The organism is Pseudomonas argentinensis (assembly GCF_001839655.2).
Taxonomy (GTDB): Bacteria; Pseudomonadota; Gammaproteobacteria; order Pseudomonadales; family Pseudomonadaceae; genus Aquipseudomonas; species Aquipseudomonas argentinensis_B.
The window spans coordinates 4,804,617-4,817,473 of sequence record NZ_CP056087.1; the positions used below are offsets into that span (position 1 = coordinate 4,804,617).

Below are 12,857 nucleotides of genomic sequence, written 5' to 3' on the forward strand. Positions count from 1 at the left end.
TTAGGCTATGCCCATAAACGGGAGGAGCACGACCATGACCATCATCGACAACCTGCAGCACTGGTTCGCCGCTTATGCACAGGGCGCCAGCGGCTGCTCCAGCTAGAGCGCAGCAGAAAATAAACGGCCGCGACCGGCGCTTCTGCCAGGTCGCGGCCGCGTCGCTTCGGCTAGTGCCCGCCCAGGTAGGCGTTGCGCACCTCCTGGTTGCCCAGCAGCTCCTGCCCGGTGCCGGTCATGCGGATTTCCCCGGTGACCATCACGTAGGCGCGGTCGCTGAGCCGCAACGCGTGGTTGGCGTTCTGCTCGACCAGGAAGATGGTCATGCCGGTCTGCGCCAGCTCGCGCAGGGTGGCGAAGATCTGCTTGACCACGATGGGCGCCAGGCCCAGCGACGGCTCGTCGAGCAGCAGCAGCTTGGGTCGGCTCATCAACGCCCGGGCGATGGCTAGCATCTGCTGCTCACCGCCGGACATGGTCATGGCCCGCTGGTTGCGCCGCTCCTTGAGGCGCGGAAACAGCTCGAACATGCGCTGCATGTCCTCGTCGACATGCCCGGTGCCGATCGGGATGGTGCCCATCAGCAGGTTCTCTTCCACGCTCATGTCCGGGAACACCCGGCGCCCCTCGGGCGACTGGGCGATGCCGTTGGACGCCACGAAGTGGGTGTTCTTGCGAGTGATGTCTTCGCCGCGGTAGAGAATCTGCCCACCGCTGGCCCGCGGCTGGCCAAAGATCGACATCAGCAGCGTGGACTTGCCCGCGCCGTTGGCGCCGATCAGGCTCACCGTTTCACCGGGGTTGATGTGCAGGTTGACCTTCTTCAGCGCCTGGATCTGCCCGTAATGCACGTCGACGTCCTTGAACGCCAGCAGCGGTGCCCCATTCACGTCGCTCATGCCACTTCCTCCTCGTCCGCGCCGAGGTAGGCGGCGATCACTTTCGGGTCGTTCTTGATGGCGTCCGGGCCGCCCTGGGCGATCACCAGCCCGTGGTCGAGGACGATGATGTGATCGCTGATGCTCATCACCATGCCCATGTCGTGCTCGATCAGCAGCACGGTCAGGCCGTGCTCGTCGCGCAGCAGGCGGATGATCTTGCTCAGCGCGTGGGTTTCCGAGGGGTTGAGGCCGGCGGCGGGTTCGTCCAGGCAGATAAGCTCGGGGCCGGTGCACATGGCGCGGGCGATCTCCAGGCGACGCTGCTGGCCGTAGGAGAGTTCACCGGCCAGGTGGTTGGCCTGTGCGACCAGGTCGACCACTTCCAGCCAGTAGAAGGCGGTGTCCAGCAGCTTGTTCTCGGCGCGCCGGTAGCCAGGGGTGTTGAGAATACCCTTGATCAGGCTGCGCTCGGCGAGCATGTGCTGGGCCACCAGCAAGTTTTCCAGCACGGTCATTTCCTTGAACAGGCGAATGTTCTGGAAAGTGCGCGCCAGGCCTGCCCGGTTCACCAGATGAGTGCCGCCGAACATCTTGTACCAGAGCCGCGAGCCGAACTGCCGGGGCTTGATGAAGTCGGCTGCCTGGAAGGGTTCGCCGAGAATCTGGATGACGTCGGTCTGCCGGCCCTGGGCGTTGAGCATGATCTTGCCGCCGGTGGCCGAGTAGAAGCCGGTCAGGCAGTTGAACACCGTGGTCTTGCCGGCGCCGTTGGGGCCGATCAGGGCCGAGATGGAATTGCGCTTGATCGAGAAGTTGACATCGCTGAGCGCCTTGATGCCGCCGAAGTGCATCATCAGGCCGTCGACCGAGAGGATCTTGTCACTCATGGCGCGACTCCTTTACGCGGTGCGATGCCAATGCGGTTGATGCGAATCAGCCCCCGTGGTCGCCAGATCATCATCACCACCATCAGCACGCCGAACAGCAGCACGCGGTAGTCGGCGAAGCTGCGCAACAGCTCGGGAGCGATGGTCAGCACGAACGCGGCGATCACCACGCCAACGGTCGAGCCCATGCCGCCGAGCACCACGATGGCGAGAATCAGCGCCGACTCGAAGAAGGTGAACGAGGTCGGGTTGACGAAACCCTGATAGGTGGCGAAGAACACCCCGGCGATGCCCGCCGTCGAGGCGCCGAGCATGAATGCCGAGAGCTTGACCAGCACGTGGTTCAGGCCCATGGAGCGGCAGGCGATCTCGTCCTCGCGCAGCGCTTCCCAGGCGCGACCGACCGGCATGCGGGTCAGCCGGTGCTTGACGTAGAGCACCAGCAAGACCACCAGCACCAGCACCGCGTAGATGAACAGGAACTTCATGTTGGGGTTGTAGGCCACGCCAAAGAACTCGTGGTACGGCACGCCGCCGTCCTTGGCGCGGCGGGCGAACTCCAGGCCGAAGAAGGTCGGCGACGGCGCGCTCATGCCATTCGGGCCGCCGGTGACGTCCAGCCAGTTGGTCAGCACCAGGCGGATGATCTCGCCAAAGCCCAGGGTGACGATGGCCAGGTAGTCACCATGCATCCTCAGCACCGGAAAGCCCAGGATCATCCCCGCGAAGGCCGCCATCAGCGCCGCCAGCGGCAGCAGGCTCCAGAAGCCCAGGCCCAGGTATTGGTAGCCCATGGTCAGGCCGTAGGCACCGATGGCGTAGAAGCCCACGAAGCCCAGGTCGAGTAAACCAGCCAGGCCGACCACTATGTTCAGGCCGAGGCCGAGCAGCACGTAGATCAGGCCGAGAATGATCACCGTCAGCAGGTACTTGTTGGCGAAGAACGGGAAGATCAACGCCAGCAGGATCAGCCCCGGAATGATCCAGCGCATGCGCGACACATAGCCTGGCGGTTGCACGCCGACGCCACCACCGGAGCGCTCGAAGCCCTCCAGCACCACGCGGCCTTTCGGGGTTTGCAGGAAAAGGCTGAGCAGCAGGCGGCCTACCATCACCGCGCCGACCATCCAGGCCACGCGATCGAACTGCGGGGTGAAGTCGTAGCCCTTGAGCACCACGCCCACCACCGGGCCGAACACGATCAGGGCGATCAGCCCGGCCATCAGCGCATCGACCAGGCTCTTTTTCACATCGATAGAAGTCGTACTCACGGCATCACACCTTGGTTACCTGAGGACGGCCCAGCAGGCCCTGGGGACGAAAAATCAGAATCAGCACCAGCAGCGAGAAACTGAACACGTCCTTGTAGTCGGAATTCACCATCCCGGAGAACTGCGCCTCGGCCACGCCGAGGATCAGGCCGCCGAGCATCGCCCCGGGCAGCGAGCCGATGCCACCGAGCACCGCCGCGGTAAAGGCCTTGATGCCGATGATGAAGCCGGCATAGAAGTCGAAGGTGCCGTAGTTGAGGGTGATCAGCACCCCGGCCAGCGCGCCCATGGAAGCGCCGATGACGAACACGTAGGAGATCACCCGGTCGGTGTTGATGCCGAGGATCTGCGCCATCTTGCGGTCCTGCTGGGTGGCGCGGCACATGCGCCCCAGGCGGGTTTTCTGAATGATGAAGGTCAGCGCCAGCATGCCGATGATGGCCGCGGCGATGATGAACAGCTTGGTGTAGGTGATCATCACGTAACCGTCGCCGACATGCAGGCGCAGCGCGCCTTCGAGCATGGTCGGGATGCCCTGCTGCCGCGCGCCCTGGCTGAGTTGCACGTAGTTCTGCAGGATCAGCGACATGCCGATGGCACTGATCAGCGGCGCCAGGCGCGTGGAGTTGCGCAGCGGTTTATAGGCGATACGCTCGATGGCGAAGCCGTACACCCCGGTGACCACGATGGTGAACACCAGCGTGCCGAGGATGACCAGCGGGAAAGAATGCACACCGAAGAAGGCCAGTACGGCGATGGCGATGGCGGCGAGGTAAGCGGAGACCATGTAAACCTCGCCGTGGGCGAAGTTGATCATGCCGATGATGCCGTAAACCATGGTGTAGCCGATGGCGATCAGGCCATAGACCGAGCCGAGAGTCAGGCCGTTGACCAGTTGCTGCAGGAAGATGCCGTCCATTGAAAAATCTCTGAGTCCGTGACGGAAGGATGCGCGCAGTCGCCAGGCGACCGCAGCAGCCCCGGCAGGTCATGGCCCGCCGGGTTTGGAGGTGTGTTCACGATAGGCAGGGCTGCTAGACGTAGGGTGGATGACGCTTTTTTCATCCACCATTGCGATCGCAAGAAGGTGGACGGTGAAGCGTCAGCTACACGCCCCGGCCCACCCTACGAATGGCCACTTTCGCTTTGCCTGGTTCTGCTCTGTCGGCCGTGAACAGGCTCTCTCTTAAAGCTGCTTGTACTTGCCGTCAGCGCCCCACTGGTACATCACGTAGTCGGAGATTTTCAGGTCGCCCTTCTCATCGAACTCCTTCTTGCCCATTACCGTCTGCACCGGGTTGTCCTTCAGCCAGGCAGCGGCCTCGGCGCCATCGGTGCCCTTGATACCGGCGAACGCGGCAGCGACCACCTGCATCGAAGCGTAGGAGTACAGGGTGTAGCCTTCCGGCTCGTAGCCGTTGGCACGGAATTTCTCGATCACTGCCTTGCCGTCGGCAATCTGCCGCGGGTCTGCGCCAAAGGTCATCAGTACGCCATCGACGTACTGCGGGCCGCCAGCGGTGCCGACCATCTCGTCGGTGACGATGCCGTCGCCGGAGATGAACTTGGCGGTCACGCCCTGCTCACGCATCTGCCGAACCAGCGGGCCGGCCTCGGCATGCAGGCCACCGAAGTACACCACCTCGGCGCCGCTGGCGCGGATCTTGGTGACCAGGGCGTTGAAGTCCTTCTCGCCGCGAGTCAGGCCTTCGTACATCACCTCCTTCACGCCGCGCTTGTTGAGCTGCGCACGGGTGGCGTCGGCCAGGCCCTGACCGTAGGTGTCCTTGTCGTGCACCACGGCGATCTTCTTGGCCTCGAGCACGTCGACGATATAGTCGCCGGCGACGATGCCCTGCTGGTCGTCACGGCCGCACATGCGGAACATCGCGGTCAGGCCGCGCTCGGTCACCTGCGGGTTGGTGGACGCCGGCGTCACCGCCAGAATGCCCGCCTCGTCATACACCTCGGACGCCGGCATGGTCGACGACGAGCAGAAGTGCCCGATCACCGCCACAACCTTGTCCGCATCGACCATGCGGTTGGCCACCGACACCGCCTGCTTGGGCTCGCAGGCATCGTCGCCCTTCACCAGCTTGATCTGCTCGCCATTGATGCCGCCTGCCGCATTGATATCCGCAGCAGCCTGCTCGGCACCGCGCCACAACTGATCACCAAACGCCGCGTTGCCGCCGGTCATGGGGGCGCCGATACCGATGGTGATATCAGCATGGGTCAACGAGGAAAAACCCAGTGCGCCAGTGATCGCGAGCGCCAAGAAACCTTTCTTGAAAGACGTGTGAGGCATGGACGTGCTCCTGAGGAGTATTTGGATTGGCCCGCCTGCTGGAGCAAGCGCTATGCCATTCGCACGACCGTTTGAAACTTCTAGACAAAAGTCGTACGGGCGGTCATGTAACCGCAGGTGTCCCGGCCCAATGCGTCACTTTCGATTGAAAAGGCGCCATGACCCCCACAAACTCGCGCCACGGACGCACCGCGACCGAGCAGAACACCGTCCATGCTGGTGCAACCGAGGGAAACACTGCACAACCTTGGACGGGGCGCTTGCAAGCTTGTGAATGGTTGCCGCTTTGCCGGCCAAGGCTTATTCCAGAGCGGTCTATTCACCCTTTAGATCGAACTAACGGCTCGATACGTCCGTTGTAACCGGTAACAGCAGCGCGCAGCTTGCCTTGGCCACACTGCAACCCTATCCTGCACCGGCCACGGTCAATCCCGTGGCCGGGTTTGACAGCTCGAAACTCGGCGCGATGTGCCAACCGGTGCATGCGAGAACGGCGTTTGTTCTTGCAGGCCGGCCTTTGCATGCAGTTTGCGCTGCACCGCTCTATGGCAGATCGCGTGGGGAGATCCTCATGGTCTGCCGGCTTCCGAGTCCGGTCTGTCAACCCTGCGCGGTCTGCCTCCATATCGGTTGACAGCGATCGAGGCAGCTCCTGAACTCAACTCGGAGCCTTCACGATGCATGACGCATTCATCCCCACTGCGTTCATACGCTATAACAAGCCGCTACGCGCGATTCTAATTGACCGCCAACCCTGGTTCGTCGCCAGCGATGTCGGCCGTTTGCTAGGCCAGCGCCATGCCGAACGCCTGTGCCGGCGCATGGATCCGGAGCAAATTCGCTCCATCCAGCTGCGCCATGCCAGCGGCAGCGAAGAGCCCATACAGGTCATCAATCAGGCCGGGCTGTACAAGGCGCTGTACCGTTTCATGCACCCCGAGCACCGCAGCCTCAGCCACTGGTTTGGCGAGGAAGTCATCCCTCACCTGCACGACCTCGCAAACCAGCAACACGCGGCGCCAAGGCGCGTGCAAATGAACTGGCAAGGCGCGCACATCGGCATGCTCGACTGGCAAGGTGAACTCTGGGTTCGTCTCCAGCAGTTGCCCACCCTTGCGAATTGGCAAGAAGCGCCAGTACGGCGGCGCTGGTTCAGTTCGTAGCCTGGGTTGAGCAGCGCGATACCCGGGCTACGGGATTTTTAGTGATTGAGAAAAAGTGGGGCCGTAAGGGCGAAACTGGGTTGTCGGGCGGTAGAGAAGTGGCGCCGGAGTGCAATACGCAACTTCAAACCATGTGTTGCTGCCAATAGCGATTCGCGGGCATGGCCCGCTCCCACAGGTGGTACTGCCACAATTGCGCCTCCACCTCCTCCCGTCGCCACAGCCACAGTTCGTAGCCTGGTTTGAGCAGCGCGATACCCAGGAAAGCTCTCCCGGGTATCGCTCTGCTCAACCCAGGCTACATTTGAAGGGTGTTTCTTCTGCAAGGGACTGCAGGCAATGGTGCTGTATCGCCGCGACAAAACGCCGGGCGCCACCTGGTTCTTCACACTCAACCTGGCAGATCGCCGCCGCGACTTGCTGACTGCACATATCGACTTGCTGCGTGCCAGCTTCCGCCATGTAATGCGGCTTCACCCGTGGCACATCGACGCCATCGTCATCCTTCCCGATCACTTCCACGCCCTGTGTACCCTGCCACCTGGCGATGCGGATTTCGCCTTGCGCTGGCGGCTTATCAAGAGTGGCTTTTCCAGAGCCCTGCCAATCGACGAACGTATATCCGCCAGCCGACAGCGCAAGGGCGAGCGAGGCATATGGCAGCAACGCTTCTGGGAGCATCGGATTCGTGACGAGGAGGACTTCGCTCGGCATGTCGATTACATCCACCACAACCCGCGCAAGCATGGGCATGTAGCGCGAGTGATTGATTGGCCGTGGTCGTCGTTTCATCGTTATGTGGCAGCGGGGTTGCTGCCAGCGGATTGGGCGGGTGGCGGGGACGATCAGATGTTTGCGGGGGAGAGATTGTAGCGAGCCATGAAAATCATCCCCGGGTGTCGCTTCGCTCGACGCCGGGCTACGGGGTCGCGTAGCCTGCGGTTGAGCGTAGCGATACCCAGGAATTGTCGCCAAGACTGAAAAGGCCGATCTCTCGACCGGCCTTTCATTTACCTCACCCCACCTCAGCTATTGCTGGGAAACGCAAACTGCGCGGCCTCGTGGGTCTTGCGCTGCGGCCAGCGCTGGGTGACCGACTTGCGGCGGGTGTAGAAGCGCACACCGTCCGGGCCGTAGGCGTGCAAGTCGCCGAACAGCGAGCGCTTCCAGCCGCCAAAGCTGTGGTAGGCCACCGGCACCGGCAGCGGTACGTTGACGCCGACCATGCCCACTTCGATCTCGTCGCAGAACAGCCGTGCGGCTTCCCCGTCACGGGTGAAAATGCAGGTGCCGTTGCCGTATTCGTGGTCGTTGATCAGCTGCATGGCGGTTTCCAGGCTGTCGACACGGACGATGCACAGTACCGGGCCGAAGATCTCGTCGGTGTAGATGCTCATGTCCGCCGTCACCCGGTCGAACAGGCTGCCGCCGAGGAAGAAGCCGCTTTCATTGCCGGACACGCTCAGGCCACGGCCATCGACCACCAGCTGGGCGCCAGCGGCGACACCGGCGTCGATATAGCCGGTGACCTTGTCCTTCGCCGCGGCGGTGACCAGCGGGCCCATATCGAGGCCGCACTGGGTACCGGCGCCGATCTTCAGGGCCTTGATCTGCGGCACGATACGCTCGACCAGGGCATCGGCGATCTGGTCGCCCACGCACACGGCCACCGAGATGGCCATGCAGCGCTCGCCGCAGGAGCCGTAGGCGGCCCCCATCAGTGCGCTGACGGCGTTGTCCAGGTCGGCGTCGGGCATCAGCACCGCGTGGTTCTTGGCGCCGCCCAGGGCCTGCACGCGTTTGCCGTGCTTGCTGCCTTCGGCGTAGATGTATTCGGCGATCGGCGTGGAGCCGACGAAGCTCAGGGCCTTGACCGCCGGCGCCTGGATCAGCGCGTCCACGGCGGTCTTGTCGCCGTGCACCACGTTGAGCACGCCGGCGGGCAGGCCGGCTTCGTGGAGCAGTTGGGCGATGTACAGGGTGGAGCTGGGATCGCGCTCGGACGGCTTGAGGATGAAGCAGTTGCCGCAGACGATGGCCAGCGGGTACATCCACAGCGGCACCATGGCCGGGAAGTTGAACGGGGTGATACCGGCAACCACGCCCACCGGCTGGAAGTCGCTCCAGGCGTCGATGTTGGGGCCGACGTTGCGGGTGTATTCACCCTTGAGGATTTCCGGCGCCGAGCAGGCGTATTCGACGTTTTCGATACCGCGCTTGAGCTCACCGGCGGCGTCTTCCAGGGTCTTGCCGTGCTCTTCGGCGATCAGCTTGGCGATGGCGTCTTCGTGCTGCTCGAGCAGTTGCTTGAAGCGGAACATCACCTGGGCGCGCTTGGCCGGCGGCGTGTTGCGCCAGGCCGGGAAGGCCTCCCTGGCCGAGTCGATGGCCTGCTGCACGGTGGCCACATCGGCCAGGGCAACGCGACGGATCGCTTCACCGGTGGCCGGGTTGAACACGTCGGCGCTGCGGCCGCCCTGGCCGCCTGTGAGCTGGCCGTGGATCAGGTGCTGGATGGTGGTCATTGGGTCCTCCGAATATTGCTCGCGTGGCCGACAGCGACGCAGGCCGCTGCCGCCGGGGATGGGGTTGTCACTTGAGTTCGGTTTCGACGAAGACCACTTCGTGGTCGCTGGCGTTGACCACGTTGTGCTCGACGCCGGCCTTGCGGAAGTAGCTCTGCCCGGCGATCAGCGCCGCGCGCTTGTCGCCTTCCGGGGTTTCCAGCAGCAGGGTGCCGTCGGTGATCGGCACCACCACGTAATCGTAACCATGGCGGTGGCGGCCGGTTTCGGCGCCGGGGGCGAAACGCCACTCGGTGACGATCACCTCGTCGTTGTCTACCTGCACGGTGGCCACCGCCTGTTGTCGATCGGCCATCAATTGATGCCTTGCAGGGCATCGCCGACCGCGCTGAACACCCGGTCGAGGTCTTCGATCCTGGCGTTGAACATTGGCCCGAACTGCAGGCCGTCGCCGCCGAAGCGCACGTAGAAACCGGCTTTCCACAGGGCGATGCCGGCCTCGTAGGGGCGGATGGTCGGGTCGCCATCACGGGGCGCCAGCTGGATCGCGCCGGCCAGGCCGCAGTTGCGGATGTCGACCACGTGCTTGGCGCCCTTGAGGCCGTGGATGGCGTTCTCGAACCTGGGCGCCAGCTCTGCGGCCTGCTGGATCAGGTTCTCGCGCTTGAGCAGTTCCAGCGAGGCCAGGCCGGCGGCGCAGGCCACCGGGTGGGCCGAATAGGTGTAGCCGTGGGTGAACTCGATCATGTGCTCGGGCGTCGGCTGGCCCATGAAGGTCTGGTAGATCTCGCGGCTGGCGATCACCGCACCCAGGGGGATGGCACCGTTGGTGATCTGCTTGGCGACGTTGAGGATATCCGGCGTGACGCCGAAGTACTCGGCACCGGTCCACTTGCCCATGCGCCCGAAGGCGGTGATCACTTCGTCAAAGATCAGCAGGATATTGTGCTGGGTACAGATCTCGCGCAGGCGTTCCAGGTAACCCGCCGGCGGCACGATGACGCCGGCCGAGCCGGACATGGGCTCGACGATCACCGCAGCGATGTTCGAGGCATCGTGCAGCTCGATCAGCTTGAGCAGTTCGTTGGCCAGCTCGACGCCGCCAGTCTCGGCAGCGCCCCTGGTAAAGGCCATGCCCGGTTGCAGGGTGTGTGGCAGGTGGTCGACGTCCATCAACTGCCCATACATCTTGCGGTTGCCGGCGATGCCGCCGAGGCTGGTGCCGGCGATGTTGACGCCGTGGTAGCCGCGGGCACGGCCGATGAACTTGGTCTTGCTGGCCTGGCCCTTGAGGCGCCAGTAGGCCTTGGCCATCTTCACCGCGGTGTCGGCGCACTCGGAACCCGACCCAGTGAAGAACACATGGTTGAGTTCGCCCGGCATCAGGTCGGCCATCTGCTCGGCCAGCTTGAACGACAGCGGGTGGGCGTACTGGAAGCCCGGCGAGTAGTCGAGGGTGCCGAGCTGCTTGGCCACCGCGTCCTGAATCTCCTGGCGGCAATGGCCGGCGCCGCAGGTCCACAGGCCCGACAGGCTGTCGTAGACCTTGCGACCGGCGTCGTCGGTCAGCCAGGCGCCTTCGCCGGCGACGATGATCCGCGGGTCGCGCTGGAAGCTGCGGTTGGCGGAAAACGGCATCCAGTGGGCGTCCAGCTTGAGCTGGCTGGCCAGGGGCGGCGTGGCGGTCTGCGGCATGTTCATGGCGATGGCCTCGGCAGTGGCGGCGTGATCGGGAGGAACGTGGGAGGGGCTTTAGCCGCGAAAATCGACAGCTATTGCGGCTGAAGCCGCTCCCACAAGTAGGGGCGTCAGTTGCCAGCAAAGGTGCCACGGGCATAGAGTCAGTAAAACAGCACTCTTCTTATCTTCAGTTCAAGGTTCACTAAACAATGAGCGCCCGCCGCCCCGAACCTCTCGCCCAGGTCAGTGACTTCGATATCCGCCTGCTCAAGCTGTTTCGCAGCGTGGTCGAGTGTGGCGGTTTTTCAGCAGCGGAGAGCGTACTGGGCATCGGTCGTTCGGCGATCAGCCAGCAGATGAGCGACCTGGAGCAGCGCCTCGGTTTGCGCCTGTGCCAGCGTGGCCGCGCCGGCTTCGCCCTGACCGAGGAAGGCCGCGAGGTGTACCAGTCGACCCAGCAACTGCTGGCAGCGCTGGAGAGCTTTCGCACCGAGGTCAACGGCCTGCACCAGCACCTGCGCGGCGAGCTGAATATCGGCCTGACCGACAACCTGGTGACGGTGCCACACATGCGCATCACCGGCGCCCTCGCCCGCCTCAAGGAGCGCGGGCCGGACGTGCGGGTGAACATCCGCATGACCCCGCCCAGCGAGGTCGAGCAGGGCGTGCTCGACGGGCGCCTGCATGTCGGCGTGGTGCCGGTGGTCGGCGGTTTGTCCGGCCTGGATTACCAGCCGCTGTACGACGAACGCTCGCGGCTCTACTGCGCGGTCGGCCACCCGCTGTTCTACGTCGATGATCGTGAGCTGGCGGACGAGCGCCTCAACGCCCAGGACGCCATTGCACCGACCTTCCGCCTGCCGCCGGAGATCCAGAACCACTACGGGGTGCTCAACTGCACTGCCAGCGCGTCGGACCGCGAAGGCATGGCGTTTCTGATTCTCACTGGCCGTTATATCGGTTACCTGCCGGACCACTATGCCGAAGCCTGGATCAAGGAAGGCCGCCTGCGCGCGCTGAAGGCCGGCACGCGCTTCTACGACATCAGCCTGGCCTCGGTGACCCGCAAGGGCCGCCGGCCGCATCTGGTGCTTGAGAGTTTCCTGCAGGAATTGGCGGCCAGCGCCTGAGCCGCCGCATAGGGAGAGTTATGGCCCCGGGGGCGCGGCCCTCGACCCAGGCTACGGCGCGTTCAGGGTCAGGCCTTGAGCGGGTCGTGGCCCCAGTTCATCAGCGACTGGCGCCAGCGGCTGTCTTCCACGTCACCGGCCGGGCGCTGTTTGAGATGGCGGTGCACGTAGCCGATCACCTTGCGCATCGCCTGGTAGTCGTCCGCCTCCAATTGGGCCACGCGTTTACCTTTGATCTCTAGAATGCGCTCGCCCATCTGGTGGCCGACCGACTGGCCGTCGCCCGCGGACTCCACCTTGCGGCCGCCCTTGGTCATGCCCACGCGCTTGCTGTCGGCAGCATGCAACCAGCGGCGCAGGCGTGATGGCGGCATATTCACCGCGTCCTTGAAATCGCTGCGAATGGCTTTTTTCTGGGCTTCGCTCAACTCGCTCATTTGCCACCCTTCTGTTCCAGCGCGGTAACCAGCTCGTCCTTCTTCATCCGCGAGCGACCCCGGATGTGTTTGCTCGCCGCGCGCTTCATCAGCTCGGCCTTGTTCAGCCCGCCCAGCGCTGGTGTGCGGTGCTCGGCGGCCTTCTCGGCGACATCTTTCGGCTGTTTGGAGTGCTGGCGCCCGGCGCGGCTGTCCACGCGTTTCTTGCGGGTGCTGCGCGCGTAGTCCTTGTCGCTCAGTTCATCGCGGGCGTTCTTGGGCAGGTAGCGTTCGCCGGTTTCGCCGGAGGGCTTGCCGGATTTGGTGTCCCAGTCCTGCTCGGTCCACTGCTGCAAGTGGTTGTCGGCCTCCTTGCCGCCTTGGTAACCGCCGCCCTCCTGCTGGTAGAGCTGCACGGCGAGCTGCGCCTTGCGCGCCGACCACTGGCCGGGCTTGCCACCCTTGTCGCCTTTGGTGACGCGCTGCTTAACCCTGTCCCACAACGCTGGATCGGTCTTCTTCGCGGTGCTGCTCATCGGGGCGTCCTCGCCGGTGGCTGTCCTGATAGATGACCCTGCCAACCCGACTGCCGTCAC

The 12,857-nt window shown here is 64.0% G+C and carries 13 protein-coding genes; 3 read left to right on the forward strand and 10 right to left on the reverse strand.

What is annotated here, in order from left to right:
* Positions 1 to 170: 170 nt before the first annotated feature.
* The 5 genes from SA190iCDA_RS21770 to SA190iCDA_RS21790 all read right to left on the reverse strand — a co-directional run bounded on the left by SA190iCDA_RS21770 (position 171) and on the right by SA190iCDA_RS21790 (position 5,347).
* On the reverse strand, positions 171 to 899 hold the full coding sequence (locus SA190iCDA_RS21770) for an ABC transporter ATP-binding protein (RefSeq protein WP_070887223.1): 729 nt from the start codon (positions 897 to 899) through the stop codon (positions 171 to 173).
* The gene (locus tag SA190iCDA_RS21775; RefSeq protein WP_070887222.1) at positions 896 to 1,768 is read right to left on the reverse strand and encodes an ABC transporter ATP-binding protein; all 873 of its coding nucleotides are present in this window, start codon (positions 1,766 to 1,768) and stop codon (positions 896 to 898) included. The genes SA190iCDA_RS21770 and SA190iCDA_RS21775 overlap by 4 nt, the downstream gene beginning before the upstream one ends.
* On the reverse strand, positions 1,765 to 2,991 hold the full coding sequence (gene livM / locus SA190iCDA_RS21780) for a high-affinity branched-chain amino acid ABC transporter permease LivM (RefSeq protein ID WP_070887313.1): 1,227 nt from the start codon (positions 2,989 to 2,991) through the stop codon (positions 1,765 to 1,767). The genes SA190iCDA_RS21775 and livM overlap by 4 nt, the downstream gene beginning before the upstream one ends.
* A gap of 52 nt (positions 2,992 to 3,043) precedes the next feature.
* Positions 3,044 to 3,958 (reverse strand): ABC transporter permease subunit, encoded by a 915-nt coding sequence (locus SA190iCDA_RS21785; RefSeq protein WP_070887221.1) that lies wholly within the window; start codon positions 3,956 to 3,958, stop codon positions 3,044 to 3,046.
* Between the two features lie 267 nt (positions 3,959 to 4,225).
* Positions 4,226 to 5,347 carry a branched-chain amino acid ABC transporter substrate-binding protein gene (locus SA190iCDA_RS21790; protein ID WP_070887220.1) on the reverse strand — a complete coding sequence of 374 codons (1,122 nt, stop codon included), beginning with the start codon at positions 5,345 to 5,347 and terminating at the stop codon, positions 4,226 to 4,228.
* A gap of 677 nt (positions 5,348 to 6,024) precedes the next feature.
* Here SA190iCDA_RS21790 and SA190iCDA_RS21795 point away from each other — a divergent pair.
* The gene (locus SA190iCDA_RS21795; protein ID WP_070887219.1) at positions 6,025 to 6,510 is read left to right on the forward strand and encodes a Bro-N domain-containing protein; all 486 of its coding nucleotides are present in this window, start codon (positions 6,025 to 6,027) and stop codon (positions 6,508 to 6,510) included.
* Positions 6,511 to 6,849: 339 nt separating this feature from the next.
* Entirely contained in the window at positions 6,850 to 7,383 is a 534-nt protein-coding gene (locus SA190iCDA_RS21800) for an REP-associated tyrosine transposase (protein ID WP_083329872.1), read from the forward strand.
* Between the two features lie 152 nt (positions 7,384 to 7,535).
* Here SA190iCDA_RS21800 and SA190iCDA_RS21805 read toward each other — a convergent pair whose 3' ends face one another.
* From SA190iCDA_RS21805 to SA190iCDA_RS21815, 3 genes are all read right to left on the reverse strand, one after another.
* Positions 7,536 to 9,035: a CoA-acylating methylmalonate-semialdehyde dehydrogenase gene (locus SA190iCDA_RS21805; protein WP_070887217.1), complete on the reverse strand. Its 1,500-nt coding sequence runs from the start codon at positions 9,033 to 9,035 to the stop codon at positions 7,536 to 7,538.
* 67 nt (positions 9,036 to 9,102) lie between these two features.
* Entirely contained in the window at positions 9,103 to 9,390 is a 288-nt protein-coding gene (locus tag SA190iCDA_RS21810) for a cupin domain-containing protein (protein ID WP_070887216.1), read from the reverse strand.
* Positions 9,390 to 10,736, reverse strand: coding sequence for an aspartate aminotransferase family protein (locus SA190iCDA_RS21815; protein WP_070887215.1), 1,347 nt, complete (start codon positions 10,734 to 10,736; stop codon positions 9,390 to 9,392). The genes SA190iCDA_RS21810 and SA190iCDA_RS21815 overlap by 1 nt, the downstream gene beginning before the upstream one ends.
* A 188-nt stretch (positions 10,737 to 10,924) precedes the next feature.
* Here SA190iCDA_RS21815 and SA190iCDA_RS21820 point away from each other — a divergent pair, with 188 nt between their 5' ends.
* A complete protein-coding gene (locus SA190iCDA_RS21820) occupies positions 10,925 to 11,845 on the forward strand; it encodes a LysR family transcriptional regulator (protein WP_070887214.1) in 921 nt (306 codons plus the stop codon).
* A 68-nt stretch (positions 11,846 to 11,913) separates the two neighbouring features.
* On the opposite strand, the gene SA190iCDA_RS21825 is transcribed toward SA190iCDA_RS21820, so the two are convergent.
* Together SA190iCDA_RS21825 and SA190iCDA_RS21830 are read right to left on the reverse strand one after the other, a co-directional pair.
* Positions 11,914 to 12,282 (reverse strand): DUF3140 domain-containing protein, encoded by a 369-nt coding sequence (locus SA190iCDA_RS21825; RefSeq protein WP_070887213.1) that lies wholly within the window; start codon positions 12,280 to 12,282, stop codon positions 11,914 to 11,916.
* Entirely contained in the window at positions 12,279 to 12,797 is a 519-nt protein-coding gene (locus SA190iCDA_RS21830; RefSeq protein ID WP_070887212.1) for a hypothetical protein, read from the reverse strand. The genes SA190iCDA_RS21825 and SA190iCDA_RS21830 overlap by 4 nt, the downstream gene beginning before the upstream one ends.
* Between the last annotated feature and the right edge of the window lie 60 nt (positions 12,798 to 12,857).